Here is a 20,408-nt window from a genome sequence, read left to right as displayed (position 1 = left end):
GGATGAAATGAATGGGAGAAAAAATGTTAGGAATTATTAATGCAACGGGAAGTTTTCCTTCCTTAAAGAAAGTAACAGGGCATCGTTCATTAGCGGCATTACCGTTTGGAGGCCGTTACCGCCTCATTGATTTCATGCTTTCAAATATGGTGAATTCTAATATTCATAGCGTGGCGGTTTTTACAAGTCATAAAAATCGTTCTTTAATGGATCATGTCGGTTCAGGAAAACAGTGGGATTTAGATAGAAAGCGTGATGGACTGTTTTTATTCCCACCGAACTGCCAATGTGATCATGACGAATTTGGATCTTTTGCACATTTTAGAAGACATATTGATTATTTTCTAAGAAGCAGAGAAGAATATGTTGTTATTACGAATAGCCATCTTGTAACAGCGTTAAACTTTCAAGCGGTGTTAGAGCGACATATACATACGTCTGCAGATATTACTGAAGTTTGTCATGAAGGGGTTTCGCTTCAAACATATGTGTTAAAGAAACAATTATTGCTAGACTTATTTGAGACATATAAAGATGTGGAGCAATACAGTTTATTTGATGTAGTGAGAGAAAAGAGCGGGAAATCACTGCATATTGCTACGTATGAGCATACAGGATATGTAGCTATCATTGATTCGATTGAAAGTTACTATAAGCATAGTCTAGAAATTTTGCAGCCTACTATTTGGAAGCAATTATTTAAGAAAGAAGCACCAATCTTTACGAAAGTAAAAGATGAGCCGCCAACTCGTTATATGAAGGGTGCAGTAGTGAAAAATACGATGATTGCAAACGGTAGTATTATTGAAGGTGAAGTGGAAAATAGTGTTATCTCCCGTTCTGTTAAAATTGGAAAAGGTTCAATTGTTCGTAATAGTATTATTATGCAAAAGAGCAAAATTGGAGATAATTGCATAATAGATGGTGTTATTATTGATAAAGATGTGAAACTTGGCGACGGCGTAGTGTTAAAAGGAAGTGCTGATGAGCCATATGTTGTAGAAAAAGGTAGTGTACAAAATAGTACAATCAACAGTTATTCGTAAATAGCAGGTGCATAATTAGTGGGGGATTTAGAAAACCCCCACTAATTAAGGTTTTACTCTATATGAAAACTTGAAGGGAGGAAGCTGTAAGAAGAGCGATTTATGATGTATACGCTTTTCGTGCAGTGGAACAACAGGTGAATATTTTATTTGCAGTATCAGAATGTGTACCGTTTATTAAATCCGGAGGTCTAGCTGATGTAGCAGGAGCGCTTCCAAAAGAATTAAAAAAATTAGGAGTGAATGTTCGCATTATACTTCCAAACTACAGTCTTATCCCGAAAGAGTTAAGAGAAGGATGTACGCTTCATAAAGTAATTAACGTTCCTCTTGGATGGAGAAACCAATATTGCGGGATTTTAAAAGGTGAGCAGGATGGGATTACGTATTACTTAATAGATAATGAATATTATTTTAAGAGAGATTCTCTCTATGGCCATTATGATGATGGGGAGCGTTTTTCTTATTTTTCAAAAGCAGTTTTAGAGTGTATTCCGCATCTTGATTTCGAAGTAGATGTTCTTCATAGCCATGATTGGCATACAGCTATGGTTAATTTCTTACTTCGTGAAAAGTATCAAGATAACCCGTTATATGAGCATATTAAAACGGTATATACGATTCATAACTTGCAGTTCCAAGGTGTATTTCCTCCTGAAGTGATGTACGACTTACTGGAGCTTGGTCATGAATATTTTCATAGTGAACAGCTTGAGTTTTATGGAAACGTGAACTTTATGAAAGGCGGTATTATCGCATCTGACCAAATTACAGCGGTTAGCCCGACATATAAAGAAGAGATTCAATATGAGTTTTTCGGTGAGAAGTTAGATGGATTGCTACGAAAGCATAACGATAAGCTTAGTGGCATTGTAAATGGAATTGATACGAGTGTATATAATCCAGAAACAGATCCATATATTACGGCTCAGTATAGTGCAGAGTCATTAGAGGAAAAGAGTGAAAATAAACGCGCATTGCAGCGTTATTTTGGTTTACCAGAAAAAGAAGATACACCAGTTATTTCGATGGTAACACGATTAACGAAGCAAAAGGGGCTTGATCTAGTACGTACTGTATTCCGTGAAATAATGGAAGAAGATGTACAATGTATTATTTTGGGATCAGGCGATTCTGAATACGAGCAGTTCTTTGAATGGATGGCATACGAATATCCAGAAAAGGTAAAAGTATATATTGGATTTAATGAAGCGTTAGCGCACCAAGTGTACGCGGGAAGCGATTTGTTTTTAATGCCATCGCTGTTTGAACCGTGTGGACTTGGACAACTTATTGCGCTAGCATATGGCACGATTCCAATTGTAAGAGAAACAGGCGGATTAAATGATACTGTACATTCTTACGATGAGGAAACTGGAATTGGGAATGGCTTTAGCTTTACGAATTTTAATGCGCATGACATGTTACATACAATTCTTCGTGCAATTGAGTTTTATCAAGATAAACCGGTATGGGATAAGCTTGTAAAGCAAGCGATGACTGAAGATTATAGCTGGGGGAAATCTGCTCTTGCATACAAGAAATTGTATAAAAGTCTCATGGAATAACATTGAGGTGGTGAAAAAATGTTTACTCATGTTGAAAGCTTTAAATCCGCTTTTCTAGAAAAATTAGAAATGATGTATGGGAAAAGTTTCAAAGATTCTACAACTCGTGATCAGTATAATACGCTTGGTCATATGGTACGTGAGTATATGAATAGTCAATGGATTGCAACGAATGAAAGTTATCGTTCTGGAGATCAAAAACAAATGTATTATTTGTCCATTGAGTTTTTACTTGGGCGTTTGCTAGGCAGTAACATATTAAATTTAGGCATTCGAGATGTATGTGAAAAGGGGCTTTCTGAACTTGGAATTTCTTTGCAAGAGTTAGAAGAGATTGAAGCAGATGCTGGCCTTGGTAATGGTGGCCTTGGACGTTTAGCAGCCTGTTTCCTCGATTCACTCGCTTCTTTAAACTTACCAGGACATGGCTGTGGTATTCGTTATAAGCATGGCCTGTTTGATCAAAAAATTGTTGACGGCTATCAAGTAGAATTTCCAGAACAGTGGCTTCTTCATGAAAACGTTTGGGAAGTAAGAAGGTATGACCAAGCCGTAGAAGTAAGTTATTTTGGAAACGTTGAACCACTAGAAATTGATGGACGTTTAGAGTTCAGGCATACAAATGCAGAAGTTATTATGGCAGTACCATATGACGTTCCAGTTATAGGGTATGAAACAAGTACTGTAAATACGCTTCGGCTTTGGAATGCGGAGCCAGTTCCTTTCCCGCAAAATTGTAAGGATATTTTGAAATATAAGCGTGAAACAGAGGCCGTATCGGAATTTTTATATCCAGATGATACGCATGATGAGGGGAAAATACTTCGTTTGAAACAACAGTATTTCCTCGTATCATCAAGTTTGCAAAATATCGTTCGTATGCATAGGGAGAGACACGGTAATCTTCGTCAGTTACATGAAAAAATCGCAATTCATATAAACGATACACATCCGGTTCTAGCAATTCCAGAACTTATGCGTATTTTATTAGACGAAGAAAAATTGACATGGGAAGAAGCTTGGCATATAACAACGCAGACGATTTCCTATACGAATCATACGACGTTATCAGAAGCGCTTGAGAAATGGCCAATTCACATTTTCAAACCGTTATTACCGAGAATTTATATGATTATTGAAGAAATTAATGAACGTTTCTGTCATGAGCTTTGGGACCGTTATTCGTACGATTGGAAGCGTATTGAGGACATGGCCATTATTGCGCATGATCTTGTGAAAATGGCTCATTTAGCGATTGTTGGTAGCCATAGCGTTAACGGTGTGGCGAAAATTCATACAGAAATTTTAAAGCAGCGTGAAATGCGATTGTTCTATGAATTTTATCCAGATAAGTTTAATAATAAAACGAATGGAATTGCTCATAGGCGCTGGCTAATGAAGGCGAATCCGCAGCTGACGAATCTTATTTCGGAAGCGATTGGTGAAGAGTGGAAGAAAGAGCCAATTAAGCTGCAAGCACTGCAAAACTTCATACATGATACTAGTTTTCAAGAAAAGCTTGCAGGGGTAAAACAAGAGCGTAAGATTATTTTAGCGGAGCGCATTCATAATAAAATGGGGATCACTATTGATCCAAATTCTATTTTTGATGTGCAAGTGAAAAGGCTACATGCCTATAAACGACAGTTATTAAATGTTCTTCATATTTTATACTTGTATAACCGTTTAAAAGAGGATACTAGTTTTTCATTTTACCCGCGTACTTTTATTTTTGGAGCGAAAGCATCACCGGGCTATTATTATGCGAAGAAAATTATTAAATTAATAAATGAGCTTGCAAGAAAAGTAAATACCGATCCGTACGTAAGTCAATTTATGAAAGTTATCTTTCTAGAAAACTACCGAGTTTCTTTAGCGGAAGATATATTCCCGGCGGCAGATGTAAGTGAACAAATTTCAACTGCGAGTAAAGAAGCATCGGGAACAGGTAACATGAAATTCATGATGAATGGTGCAATTACACTCGGAACGTTAGATGGAGCTAATATTGAAATAAAAGACCGGGTCGGTGATGATGCCTGCTTCATTTTCGGCTTAACAGCGGATGAGGTTCTTCATTACTACCAAAATGGTGGATATCGTGCAAGTGACTATTATCACCACAATATGCATATTAAAAAAGTAGTAGATCAGTTAACGAATGGTTTCTTTGCACAGTCGGGAGCTGAATTTGAAGCGATTTATGATTCTCTCGTTATTCAAAATGATGAATACTTCGTTCTTCGAGATTTTAGCCCATATGCTGAAAGACAAGAAGCTGTCGGAAGGGCATACGAAAATAGGCAGAAATGGCTGGAAATGTCGATTTTGAACATTGCACAATCGGGGCATTTTGCGAGTGATCGAACAATTTTGCAGTACAGTAATGAAATTTGGGGTATTGGTAATACTGTTAAACTTTTTTAGATGAAAGCCCCTTTTGAAGGGGCTTTTATTTATTCACTTTTAAAACAGGGATACGCTTGCTTAGAAAAATAAAACGAGCTTAATGAGATTAAGCTCGTTTTACTTATTTTGCTTAAGAAAGGTAAGGCATGAACGTATATATTATACCTGTTCCGCCATATTCCCCTGTCGCAAAGTATGAAAATGTAAAGAAACCTGTAAACGAAAAAATTATTATAAGAAAAAGTGCAAAGATAAATTTTAGCATGTAAGGTCCCCTCATCCGAAAGTAATTTCATAGATTATTATAGTATACAAATATTGAATTTCCAATTGTTTACTGGTTAAAAATGAGAGGTCAGACATGTTTTGTATGTTGTAATGGAATGATTATTCGTAATGGATTTTGTATTTTTCGTAAATGTCATGTTGTGATGAACGTGTGCATATTCCCAATCACGATCATTAAAATTTATGTTTCGGGGAGGGAGAAGTGGAACGACATCGAATAAGTTGACGAAACGAAAGCTACTAGCTACTTGCAGTTTATAATAATTTCGAAAGGCGATATCTCCAACTTTTGGAGAGGCAAATGTATAAAGACCGTACTGTGCGAAGGCAGTATTTATACGTGCATCTAGTATGTGTAGTGTAGCGAGTGCACCTCCTAAGCTATGGCCTGTTGCAAGAAGTTTCTTATGGGCTGGTAATGACACGAGCATATCCATAATAGGATCCCGGCAAGATTCATAAATTGAAAGAAAGCCGTTATGGACATTTCCGCTATTTAAAGCGTATGGGTATGGCCTTTGGTTGACGAGTGAATCGATAATCCAATCTGTATCTGTTTGTGTGCCCCTGAAAGCTACAATGATCGTATCCTCAGATTCTAATATGAACCCAAACCATTCCATCGTTTGAATCGCTTTTCCTTGAAAGCCTTGTACATATTGGAATCCATCAGGTATTTCAAAAATCCCATTTTGTTTATATTGTTCATACGTTAGATCGCAGCAAGATGCTAACAGTATGGCAGTATCTTTATCGAAGGATAAAGGAGTACGCATCAAGAAAGCCCTCCTTAAGAAAAGGTATAGTTCAATATATGCAGTGAGGGACTTGATTCATTCTTTTTGAAAAAAGGCTATTTGGAAAACCAGTTGATGATCCAGAAGTTCAAAACTTTGTCGGTCAGCATATGAAGGTAACTCTTAAGTATGTCGCGGAGAAGAGGCGGTGTATTCTTTAAGTGAAAAAGTAGAGGATGTAGAAGGGTTTTATGAAAATATTATAATAAGATGGTGCGATATACTTGTAATGAGGAAGTGTATAGAGAGAATATAAGTGTTTAATTTTAAATAGCAAAATAAGAGCCTTATTACAATTCACATGTAGCAAGACTCTTTAAGTTTCTTTATTAAATTCCTCATTAAAAATAGATAATAAAGGTGTTTAATTATGAAATCTGTATGTAAAAACTTTTATTTTACAAGTATTAATATATCATTTTTATATTCAAATGAATAATCGCCCGCTTTTTCTAATAGAACAGGTAAATATTCTTTTACCATTTCAGCAATCCCTAAATTAGAGGGATTCAGTATCCAATCGATTTGCTTCCAATCGAGAATACCTTCTCTAGTTTTTTTTATAGATTCACTCTCTAATATTGTATCTACTTCAAATAAATACACATATAATCCATCTTTTTTATGATCACTAGTATTCCATGTAATGATCCCCTTTGAATAGTACTGATTTACATTGAATCCTGTTTCCTCAAACACTTCACGAATTGCACCCTCATCAGCAGTTTCACCTATTTCATTTTTGCCACCAACACCGTTCCACACGCCCATAATCGGTGCCTTTTCACGATTCAACATCAAGACTTTATCCTTACTTTTTAAGAAACATACGTTATATTTAAACACTTAATCAGCCCCACACTTAAATGTATTTCTTATTTATATAAGTATATAATACAAATCCGTCAAGTACTATTTCTATACTTTATAACACTTTTATTTGTTTTTTAAACAATTTTATTATCTTATTATAGGAAGAAGAGACATGGCTTAATAAAGCGATGGAATACTATATGATTCAAAATGGTTTATACAGTCCAAAAGAAAAAGATAGTTCCCTATGAAGGAGGGGACTATCTTTTTCTAGTGTTTTATTCTTTCCCATCTAAAAGGCGACCAAGTCCGCCTAAAACGCTGCCTTCACCGCTATTTTGAGCTGCTGGGCTTGTAAGGCGTGCTGCTAAGCGGCTAAGTGTTAAGGACTGAATCCAAACCGTTCCAGGACCTTCTAGCGTAGCGAAGAATAAACCTTCGCCGCCAAATAGAGCTGTTTTTACTTTTCCAACGAATTGAACATCGTAGTTAACATCTTTTGTCATTGCAACGAGACAACCTGTATCAATGCGAAGTTTTTCACCAGGTTTCAATTCACGCTTATATACTGTTCCGCCTGCGTGCATGAAAGCGAGTCCGTCACCTTCAAGTTTCTGCATGATGAAACCTTCACCACCGAAGAAACCAGTTCCAATTTTCTTTGTAAATTCGATTCCGATAGAAACACCTTTTGCCGCACAAAGAAATGCATCTTTTTGGCAGACTACTTTTCCTTGATATTCTGTTAAATCAACAGGAATAATTTTTCCAGGATAAGGAGCGGCGAATGATACGTGTCGTTTGCCATGACCTGTATTTGTAAATACAGTCATAAACATACTTTCACCTGTAACGAGACGTTTACCTGCGCCCATTAATTTACCGAATAGACCACTAGATGGTCCAGAACCATCACCGAAAATCGTTTCCATTTCGATATGATCTTCCATCATCATCATTGCGCCAGCCTCAGCGATAACGCTTTCTTCTGGATCTAATTCAATTTCAACAAACTGCATATCATCGCCATATAATTTATACTCGATTTCATGTGCTTGCATTTTTTCACCTCATCATATGTAGTAATTATATTGTACAGAAATCAACGGAATTAAAATACTGTAGTTTTGTTAATTTTTGAATAAAAATAGAATGGAAATTTAAGATTATACTAGGATTATAAAAAATGATAGGATGAAAGTATTCTCATTTGACGTTTTGGATTCAGCGTGATATAGTGAAAACACTATTGAGCTACATAATGTGGTACGGAAATAAAGCACGTTGTATTAAAGGCTGTAAGCTTGTTATACATTCATGTCCTTTATATCCACCTTTTCATGTGGATTCATAGTTTCATTTTTATTTAGGAGGTACATGACATGCAAACAGGTAAAGTTAAATGGTTTAACGGCGAAAAAGGTTTTGGCTTCATCGAAGTTGAAGGCGGAGAAGACGTATTCGTACATTTCTCAGCTATTCAAGGCGACGGCTTCAAAACTTTAGAAGAAGGTCAAGAAGTTTCTTTCGAAATCGTTGATGGAAACCGCGGACCACAAGCAGCTAACGTTACAAAAAACTAATTAGCTAGCGAAAAAAAGCATTCCGAACTTCGGAATGCTTTTTTTATGCTTTAGAACTAGACTCATCTGAAGATAATTCACCTTTAAAGGTGCGTTCTTCAAAATCATCAAGCAATTGTTCATATTCTTCATGTTCCTCTGTAGCGAAAACTTGTGGGTTTTTTCCATACATATCTGTTCCGATAAAGTTTTCGAAATCCTCTACATAACCAACATTTTCTTCACTATTTACATACATACCGTTATAGTTTTTTGAATCCTGTCTTTCTAAATCGGAGGGTGTTTCTGATGTTCCGTAATTTGCGACGTCTTGCCAAGCGTCTTCAGCATCGTATTCAACAGAATGATCTTCGTCGTGCTTGTGAAACGAAGGAGCTAGCACCTCTTCTTCAACTGGGCGCGTGTTCATATCTAATTTATTTGTAGTGTGCTGAATACACGTTGTAGCAGTTGGCATTGCTTCTAATCTTTCAAATGGAATTTCCTCACCAGACACTTCGCAAATTCCGTACGTACCAGCTTCAATTTTTTGCAGAGCATGTTTCGTATCTTCTAACTGTTTATGCCAAAATTCGATGAGTCCGAAATCTTTCTCACGTTCGTACAATTCTGTAGCCATATCACCTGGATGGTTGTCATAGCTAGACAATTCTCCTACTGAATCACGTTCAGATGCACGGTTTTCATTTTCATGAGTTTGTATCGTTTGTTCAACTTCTTGCTGTTGTTTTTCTAAAATAGATTTAAATTGATTTATTTGTTGTGGAGTTAACATAGTCGTCCACCTTCCTACAATTCGGTTTCTTTACATAGTATGAGCGTTCGGAGTAGGAATTATGAGATGAATTTCAGCTGGGAAGTTGGTATATGAAAAAAGGAGCTGCGTAAGCAGCTCCTTTTTATCCCGCATTAACGGGCAGTAAAACTCCCACCTTAAAATTTGGCTGGAGCAAAGAAGTTAGGTGGGAGACCAACTGCCCGTAAACGCCCGATTGGTTCAACTAATAATCAGTGAGGGTGAAGAAAATCCCCACTGATTAAAGTTTCACTTTATAGGAAGTATCCAAGCAATAATCCGATTCCCATTAGGAGACCGAAAATTGTATTTGTTTTTGCTGTTGAAATCATCGCAGGTACCATTTCCATTGGAATGCTTTTGCCGATAAAGCCTTTCGTCGCTTTAAATGCTTTCGGTGCACTTAAGAATACGATAAGCATCCATGGTGATACGATGTTAACGATGATTAAAGCGATTGTCCAAATGTAGGAAACGATGAACATAGAAGCAAGTACACCAACTGCTCTTTCGCGTCCAACGAGAATTGCTAACGTTTTACGACCATTTTCTTTATCACCATCTAAATCACGAATATTGTTAGATAGTAAAATTGCACCAATTAAAATGGAGCTTGGAATAGATAATAAAATCACTTCTGATGTTACTGCCCCTGTTTGGATAAAGAATGAAATACCAATAATAATGACACCCATAAATAATCCTGCTGTTAGTTCTCCAAATGGTGTATATGCAATTGGAATGGGGCCGCCAGTGTAAAGGTAAGCAACGGCCATACAAACAAGACCGATTGCAGCAAGCCACCAGCTAGAGTTCATACAAATATAAACACCTAATAGCGTTGCGATGCCTAAAAATCCGAATGCTAAGTTAAGCACGGTTTTTGGTTTAATGCCATCGCGGACGATAGCACCGCCGATTCCAACTGAACCTTCATGATCGAGTCCTCTTTTATAATCAAAGTATTCATTAAACATGTTCGTTGCTGCTTGAATGAGAAGGCAAGCAAGAAGCATCATAAAGAAAAGAGGAAGATGTATTTGATTTATACCTCCGACCTGCATTGCATAAACTGTTCCGATGAAAACAGGAACGAAAGCTGCTGTTAATGTATGGGGACGTAATAAACTCCACCAAATGCGCCAGCCGGTTTGTTTACTTGGCTTTTGCGCTGTAGGAGAGGAATTCGTTTCGACGTTCATTTCCATGTTGAACCCTCCTTGGTCACATATTGTACACAATTAAGTGTAGAAAAAGCATCATTTAGTGTCAACGTTTATTTTCTAGGAAGAGAAGGTGAATTTCTCAGAAATGCTAAACGTTGACAGGCCTTTCCTTTGAGGTGTATCTTAAAATCAAGCGTAATTATGACTATTTTTCGCCCATAGGGGGGAGACAATTGTGATTCAAACGAAACAAAAAGGCTTACAAGAAGTTCTTGTTACAGCTATTAAGCGTGCGACTGATGAAAAAACATTAGTTAGTTTTGTAAAACAAATAGATTGGGTGGATCCACTTCTGTTTTATGCAGCAGGAAAAAGGGTCTCATTCGAAAATAGATGTTATTTTGCAGACCCAGCTCAGCATGTAATATTTGCTGGAATTGGCTCTGTTTTCACTATAGCAAATTCTTCTCACAAACGCTTTCAAACTGCTCGTGACGAGTGGGATAAAGTGAAAGAGAAAGCATTTGTACAAAGAGAAGGATATGAATTTGGAACAGGTCCTCTTTTATTTGGTGGATTTTCATTTGACCAAGAAAAAGAAAAAACGAATCTTTGGAAAGAATTTGATGATACTACATTTTCACTACCAGCATTTTTATTAACTGTAAAAAATGAAAAAGCGTGGTTAACCATTAATCAGTTCGTTTCAGCTGAAGATTGTGCAGAAACTCTTTATAACGAAATTATTTCTGTAGAAGAGAGAATTTTACAAGAGAGTAAATGTGCACTAGAAGGATCAAAATTAACAGTTACTTCTAAAGTAGAAGTTGATCCGAAGGGCTGGATGAATGCGATTGGAAAAGTTCAGGATGAAATGAAGCAAGGGAACGTGCAGAAGGTTGTATTAGCAAGAGAGCTAAAATTAACGATGGATCAGCATATTGATTCCGTTCTTGTTTTAGAAGCGCTTCGCATTGGGCAACCGGATTGTTACGTATTTTCTTTTGATTATAAAGGAGCATGCTTCTTAGGGGCGACACCTGAGCGATTGATTCGAAAAGAAGGCGAGAAGTTTACATCGATGTGCCTTGCTGGTTCAATTGGTCATGGCAATTCTATAGAAGAAAGTAAACAAAATGGTGAGACGCTTCTTCATGATGAAAAGAATTTGGCTGAACACGGTTATGTAGTTAACATGATTCGAGGTGTGCTAAGTGAGCATTGCGAATCTGTTAATATTCCGGAGAGCCCAGGCTTATTAACGACGAAAAATTTAATCCATTTATATACGCCAGTAGAAGCAAAAGGCGATGCAAGTCTTTTAGCGATGGTAGAAGAATTACATCCAACGCCAGCTCTTGGTGGTACACCTCGTCATGAGGCGTTGAAATTAATCCGTGATGTAGAGCTTTTAGATAGAGGATTATATGGTGCCCCAATTGGCTTTATAGATGATGAAGGAAATGGTGAATTTGCGGTTGCACTTCGCTGCGGATTATTAAACGGCGAGAAAGCATCCTTATTTGCCGGCTGTGGTATCGTAATTGATTCAGTAGCGCAGCTTGAATATGAAGAAACAAGTTTGAAGTTTAGACCGATGCTTGGTGCTTTGGAGGAATTAATGAAATGAACAATCATATAGAAGCATTATCATATTATTTAGGCGCGTTCGTGGACGAACTGACGCGTCTAAATGTATGTGATGTTGTTATTAGTCCAGGCTCACGGTCAACGCCGATTGCCTTACTAATGGAACAACATGAAGGAATAAAAACATATTTACATGTAGACGAAAGATCAGCAGGATTCTTTGCGCTTGGTATTGCGAAAGCAAAAAAACGTCCTGTTGCACTATTATGTACGTCAGGGACGGCAGCTGCGAACTATTATCCAGCTGTATGTGAAGCGTTTCATTCACGAGTGCCGCTTATCGTATTAACGGCGGATAGACCGCATGAATTACGAGATGTGGGTGCACCACAGGCGATGAATCAATTTAATTTATACGGTACTTTTGTGAAGCAATTTATGGAGATGGCACTTCCGGAGGCGAGCGAAACGATGTATCATTACGCTCGTATGACGACACAGCGTGCGATAGCAAGCGCACTTCTAGCACCGCAAGGACCTATCCATCTCAATTTTCCGCTTCGCGAGCCGTTAATCCCAGATTTTTCATTAGAAAGCTTATGGGATAAAGGGCGTGGTGAATATACAGGAGTAGTTCAGCAAGGAAATGTGACGATGCCGAGTGAATATGTAAATTCTCTTGTAGGGCGCCTTTCAAATATGGAAAAGGGGCTTATTATTTGTGGAGACGGCAGTCATCCAGAAATCACAGAAGTTGTTATGAAAGTAGCTGAGAAAACAGGGTATCCAATTTTAGCAGATCCACTTTCTAATATTCGTAGCGGACATCACGATAAAACGATGGTGATCGATTGTTACGATACATTTTTACGAAATGAACTGTTAAAAGAAACGTGGAAACCGGAAGTTTTAATTCGCTTTGGTGGTATGCCTATCTCTAAAGCATTAACACAGTTTATAAAAAAGCAAACGAAAGCTGTTCATATCGTTGTCGATGAATCTGGACAATGGAGAGATCCAGCTCTTGTTGCGACAGAAGTTGTACAAGCTAGTGACATTGGATTTTGCAGGGCATTAATAGATAAAATGCCAATTATGAAAAAGAATGATTGGTTCGGAATGTGGCAACATATAAACGAAAAAACGAAGGGAACGCTTCGTGAAATGGAAACATATGAAACTGCATTTGAAGGAAAAGTCATTACGGATATTGTACGCGTATTACCAGAAGGGGCAACGTTATTTGCGAGTAATAGTATGCCAATTCGCGATACAGATTCATTTTTCTTCACGTCGGATAAAAACATTCAAGTAATGGCGAACCGCGGTGTAAATGGTATTGATGGAATTATTTCAACAGCTTTAGGAGCGAGTATTATTTGTGATCCGCTCGTATTAGTAATCGGTGATTTATCATTTTATCACGATTTAAACGGATTATTAGCCGCAAAATTACATGAATTAAATATAACGATTGTTGTTGTAAATAATGATGGTGGAGGTATTTTCTCATTCTTACCACAATACGAGAAAAAGGAACATTTCGAATCATTATTTGGAACACCAATTGGGCTTGATTACGAGCATGTTGTCAAAATGTATGGTGGTTCATTTAGCCGTGTAGATGGATGGGAAAACTTCCGAGAAGAAGTACAAACTGGAACGACAACGAAAGGATTACACGTTGTGGAAATTTGTACGAATCGCGAAGAAAACTTGAAATTACATCGTGAATTATGGACAAAAACAATGGACGTTATTACTACATCTTTGCAAGGTGAATCAAAATGAAAGTAACATTGCAAGGTGTATCGTATGAATATGAAGTAGCCGGAAGCGGGGAACCACTTCTACTTCTTCATGGTTTTACGGGAAGCATGGAAACGTGGCGTTCCTTTATTCCTTCTTGGAGCGAGCAGTTTCAAGTCATTCTAGTAGACATTGTTGGACACGGGAAAACGGAAAGTCCTGAAGAGGTGACGCATTATGATATTCAAAATGTGGCGCTGCACATGAAGGAACTACTGGATCATCTTCATATTGAAAATGCACATGTACTTGGCTATTCAATGGGTGGTAGACTTGCGATTACGATGGCATGCTTATATCCAGGATATGTGCGTTCTATTCTTTTAGAAAACTGTACAGCTGGACTTGAGAGTGAGGAAGAGCGAAAAGAACGCAAGGAAAAAGATGAACGACTTGCCGATAAAATCGAGCAAGAAGGCATCCGAAATTTTGTATCGATGTGGGAAAATATTCCGCTATTTGAAACGCAACAACGTTTAGCGCAAAACGTAAAAGAAGCGGTGCGAAAAGAACGGCTTGCTAATAATCCAACAGGACTTGCAAATAGCCTTCGTGGCATGGGAACAGGGGCTCAGCCTTCATGGTGGAACGAATTGCAAAACTTAAAAATGCCTGTCCTTTTACTGAATGGAGAAAGCGATGAAAAGTTCTTTCGCCTATTAAAAAACATAGAAAAATGCATCCCTCGCGCGAATTTTGTCAAAATTGATGGTGCTGGCCATGCAATTCATGTGGAACAACCGGAAAAGTTTGATACAATAGTAAAGGGATTTCTAAAAACTATGCAGTGATGCTTTTTTCAGCAAGAAGGAAGTTGCACTTATAGAGGAGATCAGAAATATAAAAGGAGGTAATAGTAATGACTATTGAATGGGTAAAAGAAGGCAATTACGAAGATATTATTTATTCAACATACAATGGCATCGCAAAGATTTCGATTAACCGCCCTGAAGTACATAATGCATTCCGTCCTAAAACGGTAATGGAGTTAATCAATGCTTTTGCGCACGCTCGTGATGATGCAAATGTTGGCGTTATCATTTTAACAGGTGAAGGTGGACGTGCATTCTGTTCTGGCGGCGACCAAAAAGTTCGCGGTCATGGTGGCTATGTAGGTGACGACCAAATCCCACGTTTAAACGTATTAGACTTACAACGTCTAATTCGCGCAATCCCTAAACCAGTTATCGCAATGGTAGCAGGTTATGCAATCGGTGGTGGACACGTACTTCATATCGTATGTGACTTAACAATCGCTGCAGACAACGCTGTATTCGGACAAACAGGTCCTAAAGTAGGAAGCTTTGACGGTGGATACGGAGCTGGTTATTTAGCTCGTATGGTAGGCCATAAGAAAGCTCGTGAAATTTGGTACCTATGCCGTCAATACAACGCACAAGAAGCGCTTGATATGGGCTTAGTAAACACAGTTGTACCATTAGAGCAACTTGAAGCAGAAACAGTACAATGGTCACAAGAAATTTTAGCAAACAGCCCAATGGCACTTCGTTTCCTAAAAGCTGCATTCAACGCAGACACAGACGGTTTAGCTGGTATACAACAACTAGCTGGAGACGCAACGTTATTGTACTACACAACTGACGAAGCAAAAGAAGGCCGCGACGCGTTCAAAGAAAAACGTACTCCGGACTTCGGTCAATTCCCTCGTTTCCCGTGATCAAAAGCGGAAGCGGCTCGCTTAGAATGTGAGGGGGATGGAGCTTCTGATAAAGAGGCGCTTTTTGCCCCGCACACAATGTGAGACGCAGCCCGAAGATCAAAACCGGAAACAAAACAACTAAGAGACTTGATTTTATATCAAGTCTCTTTCTTTCATGAAAGGAGAATGAATAATGGAGACGATGCCGAATTGGTTAATGCAACGTGCATTTTTAACACCAGATCGCACTGCAATTGAAATAGAGGATGAAAAGGTTACTTTTATGCAGCTGCATGAAAAAGTAGTATCTGTTTGTGAACAACTTTCACATGTAGGAGTGAAGCGGGCGCAAAAGGTGGCTGTTCTGATGAAAAATGGTATGGAGATGATTACAGTTATTCACGCCTTATCTTACGTAGGTGCAGTAGCTGTGCTTTTAAATACGCGTCTTTCAAGAGAAGAGCTACTTTGGCAAATGGATGATGCTGAAGTTGTTTGTTTAGTGACGGATCAAGATTTTGGGGCTAAGGATGTTCCCGTATATTCATTTGCTGAAGTGATGAATGGACCGAAGGCGGAAGCATCTATACAAGAAGAATTCTCTTTAGAAGAAGCGATGACAATTATTTATACGTCAGGGACGACAGGGAAACCGAAAGGCGTTATTTTAACGTACGGTAACCACTGGGCAAGTGCAGTCGGTTCCGCGCTTAATTTAGGGCTTCGCGAAGATGATTGTTGGTTAGCTTGTATGCCAATGTTCCATGTTGGCGGGCTATCTCTTTTAATGAAAAATATTATGTATGGTATGCGCATTTTACTCGTTCCGAAATATGATGCTAATTTTATTCATAAAGCACTTCAAACGAGAGGCGTTACGATTATTTCTGTCGTTTCTAAAATGTTAACAGATTTATTAGAACGACTTGGAGAAGTAACATATCCATCTTCTTTACGATGCATGTTACTTGGGGGAGGACCAGCGCCGAAACCATTATTAGAAACGTGTGTGGAAAAAGGAATTCCTGTGTATCAAACGTACGGTATGACAGAAACGTCGTCGCAAATTTGTACGTTATCAGCAGATTATATGTTAACGAAAGTAGGATCAGCTGGAAAACCTCTATTTCAATGCCAACTTCGTATTGAAAAAGACGGCGTAGTAGTGCCGCCCCGTGCTGAAGGTGAAATTGTTGTAAAAGGACCGAACGTAACAGGTGGCTACTTTAACCGTGAAGATGCGACGCGTGAGGCGATCAGAAATGGCTGGCTTCATACTGGTGACCTCGGTTATTTAGATGAGGAAGGATTTTTATACGTATTAGATCGCCGCAGTGATTTAATTATTTCTGGTGGGGAAAATATATATCCAGCTCAAATTGAAGAAGTATTGCTCTCTCATCCAGCGGTAGTGGAAGCGGGCGTTGTCGGTATGAAGGACGAAAGTTGGGGCCAAGTACCAGCTGCTTTTGTTGTAAAAAGTGGAGAGGTAACAGAAGAAGAAATTCTTCGTTTTTGCGAAGAGAAATTAGCGAAATATAAAGTGCCGAAGAAAGCATGTTTCTTAGAGGAATTACCACGAAATGCTTCGAAGAAATTGTTAAGACGAGAGTTAAGACAATTAGTGGAGGAGATGTAGGTGGAAATAAAAAAGGCAACACTTTATATAACGGAAATGCCGCTCGTTATCCCATTTGCCGCAAGTTACGGAACTTACGAAAAACGTGAAAGTATCGTCATTGAATTAGAAGATACGGATGGATATGTTGGTTTTGGGGAAGTCGTTGCGTTTTCTGAGCCTTGGTATACGGAAGAAACGGTGAAGACAGCGCTACATGTACTTCAGGATTTTTTATTACCAGATTTATTGAAAGCTGAAATTTCTCATCCGAATGAAGTACCGTCTTTGTTCCAACATATAAAGAGAAACCGAATGGCAAAGGCCGGAATTGAAGGTGCCGTTTGGGATTTATATGCGAAGCGTCAAAAGCAGTCGTTAGCGACATTACTTGGTGGAACTAGGACTGAAATTGAAGTCGGCGTTGTGATTGGGATCAATACGATTCCGGTTATGTTAAAACAACTCGAGAAGTACGCGCAAGAAGGATACGAGCGCTTTAAAGTGAAAATAAAGCCGGAACATGATTACGAATTACTGAAAGAAATTCGCAAAGAGTTTCCGAACATCCCGTTAATGGCTGATGCGAATTCAGCTTATACATTAGCGGATACGGAGAAATTGAAACGACTAGATGAATTTCAATTGATGATGATTGAACAACCGTTAGCGGATTATGATTTTCTTGATCATGCACAACTGCAAAAGAAAATTGAAACGCCGATTTGTCTAGATGAAAGCATCCATAGTTTAGAAGACGCACGTGTTGCGATTACACTTGGTAGTTGCCAAATCGTTAATATTAAACCGGGGCGAGTGGGCGGATTAACAGAATCCATTCAAATCCATAATTATTGTATGGAGCATAATATCCCGGTTTGGTGCGGCGGTATGGTGGAAATGGGGATTTCACGAGCGCAAAACGTTGCGCTTGCTTCATTGCCGAACTTTACGATTCCTGGAGATATATCTGCTTCTAGCAGACATTGGGAGAAAGATATTATTTCACCGGAAGTGATGCTTGAGGGCGGGAAAGTAATTGTACCGCAAAGCGTTGATACTGAGTATGAAGTAGACCGCGGGAGACTAGAAAAAATCACGAAGCAGCGGATTGTTTTGGAGAGGTAAATTGAACCTTTAATCAGGATGCCCGCAAATAGCGGGAGGATTTTGTCGTTAATTGTCGGTAAGTCGATATAATTGAAAAATCGCTGATATAATTCGAGTTACGGTCGATATAATTGAAAAATCGCTGATATAATTCGAGTTACGGTCGATATAATTGAAAAATCGCTGATATAATTCGAGTTACGGTCGATATAATTGAAAAATCGCCGATATAATTCAAGTTGTGGTCGATATATTTGGAAAATCGCCGATATAATTTCATTTACTATCACAGTACAATCGAGCGTATGAAAACAGAATGGAGTAGGGGGACTAAAATGAAGCACATTTCAATTTTAATAGCTGATGATGAAGCGGAAATTGCTGATTTAATTGAGATACATTTAGAAAAAGAGGGTTACCACGTCGTTAAAGCAGCTGATGGAGAAGAAGCCATGCATATTATTCAAACTCAACCAATCGACTTAGTGGTTTTAGATATTATGATGCCGAAAATGGATGGATATGAAGTGACGAGGCAGATTCGCGGTAAGCACCACATGCCAATCATTTTCTTAAGTGCGAAAACATCTGATTTTGATAAGGTGACAGGTCTTGTTCTAGGCGCAGATGATTATATGACGAAGCCTTTCACACCGATTGAATTAGTCGCACGTGTAAATGCACAATTACGCCGATTTCTTACGTTAAATCAACCGAAAGTAGCGGAGAATAAATCTGCTTTAGAAATTGGCGGAGTCGCTATTGATCCTGAGCGAAGAACAGTAAATGTGTACGGAGAGCCAATTGAATTAACACCAAAAGAATTTGATATTTTATATGTATTAGCAAGTCACCCGAAGAAAGTGTACAGTGTGGAAAATATATTTCAGCAAGTATGGGCTGAAGGGTATTACGAGAGTGGAAATACAGTTATGGTACATATCCGTACTTTGAGGAAAAAACTTGGAGAAGATAAAAGAAAGAATAAGTTAATAAAAACAGTGTGGGGAGTAGGGTATACTTTCAATGGCTAAAAAAATGAGAAGCTTTCGCTCGAAGATGGTTATGCTATTTGCGTTAAGTATGATATTTGCTGCGGGCATAACGTATTTACTTTATGAAGGATTACGGATTTATTATAAGCTAGTAGTTCGTTATGAGGATCCTTTAGCCCAATTTCGTTCAATGGTAAGACAAATTGGGGATATTAATTTCTTTTTAATTATCTTCATCCCTCTATCCATTATGTTTTTCTTCTTCCTTACTAGACCATACTTAAAATATTTTGATGAGATTTCGAACGGGATTCATCATTTGGCGAACGGAGATTTTACAAATCAAGTTCGCGTTTCATCAAATGACGAGTTTGGATATATTGCTCGTGAAATAAATGTAGCGAGTGAGAAATTAAAAGAAGCAGTTGAACGAGGAGACTTTGCGGAAAGTAGTAAGGATCAGCTCATTGTTAACTTAGCTCATGATTTAAGAACACCGTTAACATCTGTTTTAGGTTATTTAGATTTAATTCTTAAAGATGAGAATTTGACGAAGGAACAAATTAAACATTTTTCCACAATTGCTTTTACGAAATCGGAAAGGCTTGAAAGCTTAATTGATGAATTATTTGAAATAACGAGAATGAATTATGGCATGTTGCAGTTGGAAAAAAGACCAATTGATATAAGTGAACTACTTATACAGTTAGAGGAAGAATTGTATCCGTCATTAGAAAAAAAGGATTTAGAAGCGAGATTGAATATTGCGCCCCACTTACATATTAATGGTGATGGGAAATTATTAGCTCGAGTCTTTGAAAATCTTTTAACGAATGCGATTCGTTACGGATATGATGGGAATTTTGTTGATATGAACGGATATATTGATCATGAAGAGGTAGTTGTACAAATTATTAATTACGGAGATAGCATTCCAGAAGAGGATTTACCATATTTATTTGATATGTTTTATACAGGTGATAAGGCAAGATCAGAGCAGCAAGGTAGTACAGGCCTTGGGTTATTTATTGCGAAAAATATTGTCGAGCAGCATAACGGTACCATTTCTGCTGAAAGTAATGTAATTAGAACGATATTTGAAGTGAGATTACCAAAAGAAGAGAATCAGGCGATTTAATAAAAATTTAAACTTTACCCCA

General features: G+C 38.1%; 17 protein-coding genes and 1 pseudogene. 13 read left to right on the top strand and 5 right to left on the bottom strand.

The window, feature by feature from the left end; all coding sequences use genetic code 11:
- Nucleotides 1-11: 11 nt before the first annotated feature.
- The 3 genes from glgD (at nucleotide 12) to glgP (ending at nucleotide 5,041) form a co-directional block, all read left to right on the top strand.
- Complete coding sequence (gene glgD, locus MHB76_RS23230) at nucleotides 12-1,046, top strand: glucose-1-phosphate adenylyltransferase subunit GlgD (protein WP_002160052.1); 1,035 nt, start codon at nucleotides 12-14, stop codon at nucleotides 1,044-1,046.
- A gap of 137 nt (nucleotides 1,047-1,183) precedes the next feature.
- Nucleotides 1,184-2,614: a glycogen synthase GlgA gene (gene glgA, locus MHB76_RS23225; RefSeq protein ID WP_002112556.1), complete on the top strand. Its 1,431-nt coding sequence runs from the start codon at nucleotides 1,184-1,186 to the stop codon at nucleotides 2,612-2,614.
- Between the two features lie 18 nt (nucleotides 2,615-2,632).
- On the top strand, nucleotides 2,633-5,041 hold the full coding sequence (glgP, locus tag MHB76_RS23220; RefSeq protein ID WP_078173886.1) for a glycogen phosphorylase: 2,409 nt from the start codon (nucleotides 2,633-2,635) through the stop codon (nucleotides 5,039-5,041).
- 323 nt (nucleotides 5,042-5,364) lie between these two features.
- Here the strand turns inward: glgP and MHB76_RS23215 are convergent, their stop codons facing one another.
- Together MHB76_RS23215 and MHB76_RS23210 are read right to left on the bottom strand one after the other, a co-directional pair.
- On the bottom strand, nucleotides 5,365-6,087 hold the full coding sequence (locus MHB76_RS23215) for a lipase family protein (protein ID WP_002112553.1): 723 nt from the start codon (nucleotides 6,085-6,087) through the stop codon (nucleotides 5,365-5,367).
- Between the two features lie 414 nt (nucleotides 6,088-6,501).
- Nucleotides 6,502-6,954 carry an NUDIX hydrolase gene (locus MHB76_RS23210; protein ID WP_033714891.1) on the bottom strand — a complete coding sequence of 151 codons (453 nt, stop codon included), beginning with the start codon at nucleotides 6,952-6,954 and terminating at the stop codon, nucleotides 6,502-6,504.
- A gap of 128 nt (nucleotides 6,955-7,082) precedes the next feature.
- Between MHB76_RS23210 and MHB76_RS23205 the strand changes: the two are divergent.
- Nucleotides 7,083-7,172 (top strand): annotated as a pseudogene (locus MHB76_RS23205) (MerR family transcriptional regulator); the annotation flags it as partial.
- A gap of 27 nt (nucleotides 7,173-7,199) precedes the next feature.
- Here the strand turns inward: MHB76_RS23205 and MHB76_RS23200 are convergent.
- A complete protein-coding gene (locus tag MHB76_RS23200) occupies nucleotides 7,200-7,982 on the bottom strand; it encodes a TIGR00266 family protein (RefSeq protein WP_002160055.1) in 783 nt (260 codons plus the stop codon).
- Between the two features lie 321 nt (nucleotides 7,983-8,303).
- On the opposite strand from MHB76_RS23200, the gene cspD reads away from it, so the two are divergent.
- Nucleotides 8,304-8,504, top strand: a complete 201-nt coding sequence (cspD, locus tag MHB76_RS23195; RefSeq protein WP_001193051.1) for a cold-shock protein CspD — start codon at nucleotides 8,304-8,306, stop codon at nucleotides 8,502-8,504.
- A 43-nt stretch (nucleotides 8,505-8,547) separates the two neighbouring features.
- Here the strand turns inward: cspD and MHB76_RS23190 are convergent, their stop codons facing one another.
- Nucleotides 8,548-9,279, bottom strand: coding sequence for a yteA family sporulation protein (locus MHB76_RS23190; protein WP_002112546.1), 732 nt, complete (start codon nucleotides 9,277-9,279; stop codon nucleotides 8,548-8,550).
- Nucleotides 9,280-9,554: 275 nt separating this feature from the next.
- The gene (locus MHB76_RS23185) at nucleotides 9,555-10,508 is read right to left on the bottom strand and encodes a 1,4-dihydroxy-2-naphthoate polyprenyltransferase (RefSeq protein ID WP_340987808.1); all 954 of its coding nucleotides are present in this window, start codon (nucleotides 10,506-10,508) and stop codon (nucleotides 9,555-9,557) included.
- Nucleotides 10,509-10,701: 193 nt separating this feature from the next.
- Between MHB76_RS23185 and MHB76_RS23180 the strand changes: the two genes are divergently transcribed.
- From MHB76_RS23180 to MHB76_RS23145, 8 genes are all read left to right on the top strand, one after another.
- Nucleotides 10,702-12,096 carry an isochorismate synthase gene (locus MHB76_RS23180; RefSeq protein WP_002112544.1) on the top strand — a complete coding sequence of 465 codons (1,395 nt, stop codon included), beginning with the start codon at nucleotides 10,702-10,704 and terminating at the stop codon, nucleotides 12,094-12,096.
- Nucleotides 12,093-13,847 (top strand): 2-succinyl-5-enolpyruvyl-6-hydroxy-3-cyclohexene-1-carboxylic-acid synthase, encoded by a 1,755-nt coding sequence (menD, locus tag MHB76_RS23175; protein WP_078173890.1) that lies wholly within the window; start codon nucleotides 12,093-12,095, stop codon nucleotides 13,845-13,847. The genes MHB76_RS23180 and menD overlap by 4 nt, the downstream gene beginning before the upstream one ends.
- Nucleotides 13,844-14,656: a 2-succinyl-6-hydroxy-2,4-cyclohexadiene-1-carboxylate synthase gene (menH, locus tag MHB76_RS23170; protein ID WP_078173891.1), complete on the top strand. Its 813-nt coding sequence runs from the start codon at nucleotides 13,844-13,846 to the stop codon at nucleotides 14,654-14,656. Before menD ends, menH begins: the two co-directional genes overlap by 4 nt.
- A 68-nt stretch (nucleotides 14,657-14,724) precedes the next feature.
- The gene (gene menB / locus MHB76_RS23165) at nucleotides 14,725-15,543 is read left to right on the top strand and encodes a 1,4-dihydroxy-2-naphthoyl-CoA synthase (protein WP_070140056.1); all 819 of its coding nucleotides are present in this window, start codon (nucleotides 14,725-14,727) and stop codon (nucleotides 15,541-15,543) included.
- A 175-nt stretch (nucleotides 15,544-15,718) separates the two neighbouring features.
- Nucleotides 15,719-17,164: an o-succinylbenzoate--CoA ligase gene (locus tag MHB76_RS23160; RefSeq protein WP_340987803.1), complete on the top strand. Its 1,446-nt coding sequence runs from the start codon at nucleotides 15,719-15,721 to the stop codon at nucleotides 17,162-17,164.
- Entirely contained in the window at nucleotides 17,165-18,271 is a 1,107-nt protein-coding gene (gene menC / locus MHB76_RS23155) for an o-succinylbenzoate synthase (RefSeq protein WP_078173893.1), read from the top strand. It abuts the gene before it with no gap.
- Between the two features lie 317 nt (nucleotides 18,272-18,588).
- Nucleotides 18,589-19,287 carry a response regulator transcription factor gene (locus MHB76_RS23150; protein ID WP_002160063.1) on the top strand — a complete coding sequence of 233 codons (699 nt, stop codon included), beginning with the start codon at nucleotides 18,589-18,591 and terminating at the stop codon, nucleotides 19,285-19,287.
- On the top strand, nucleotides 19,280-20,386 hold the full coding sequence (locus MHB76_RS23145) for a sensor histidine kinase (protein ID WP_016095903.1): 1,107 nt from the start codon (nucleotides 19,280-19,282) through the stop codon (nucleotides 20,384-20,386). Before MHB76_RS23150 ends, MHB76_RS23145 begins: the two co-directional genes overlap by 8 nt.
- Nucleotides 20,387-20,408 lie beyond the last annotated feature (22 nt).

Origin of the sequence: Bacillus sp. FSL M7-1345 (assembly GCF_038006985.1) — a bacterium.
GTDB lineage: Bacteria > Bacillota > Bacilli > Bacillales > Bacillaceae_G > Bacillus_A > Bacillus_A cereus_U.
This window is presented reverse-complemented; position numbering and strand designations above follow the sequence as displayed.

Coding starts and splice junctions, on each gene's coding strand:
- glgP (WP_078173886.1), top strand. CDS start 2,633: ATGTTTACTCATGTTGAAAGCTTTAAATCCGCTTTTCTAGAAAAATTA.
- MHB76_RS23145 (WP_016095903.1), top strand. CDS start 19,280: ATGGCTAAAAAAATGAGAAGCTTTCGCTCGAAGATGGTTATGCTATTT.
- MHB76_RS23185 (WP_340987808.1), bottom strand. CDS start 10,508: ATGGAAATGAACGTCGAAACGAATTCCTCTCCTACAGCGCAAAAGCCA.
- glgD (WP_002160052.1), top strand. CDS start 12: ATGGGAGAAAAAATGTTAGGAATTATTAATGCAACGGGAAGTTTTCCT.
- MHB76_RS23190 (WP_002112546.1), bottom strand. CDS start 9,279: ATGTTAACTCCACAACAAATAAATCAATTTAAATCTATTTTAGAAAAA.
- MHB76_RS23160 (WP_340987803.1), top strand. CDS start 15,719: ATGGAGACGATGCCGAATTGGTTAATGCAACGTGCATTTTTAACACCA.
- menD (WP_078173890.1), top strand. CDS start 12,093: ATGAACAATCATATAGAAGCATTATCATATTATTTAGGCGCGTTCGTG.
- menH (WP_078173891.1), top strand. CDS start 13,844: ATGAAAGTAACATTGCAAGGTGTATCGTATGAATATGAAGTAGCCGGA.
- menB (WP_070140056.1), top strand. CDS start 14,725: ATGACTATTGAATGGGTAAAAGAAGGCAATTACGAAGATATTATTTAT.
- cspD (WP_001193051.1), top strand. CDS start 8,304: ATGCAAACAGGTAAAGTTAAATGGTTTAACGGCGAAAAAGGTTTTGGC.
- MHB76_RS23215 (WP_002112553.1), bottom strand. CDS start 6,087: ATGCGTACTCCTTTATCCTTCGATAAAGATACTGCCATACTGTTAGCA.
- MHB76_RS23200 (WP_002160055.1), bottom strand. CDS start 7,982: ATGCAAGCACATGAAATCGAGTATAAATTATATGGCGATGATATGCAG.
- MHB76_RS23150 (WP_002160063.1), top strand. CDS start 18,589: ATGAAGCACATTTCAATTTTAATAGCTGATGATGAAGCGGAAATTGCT.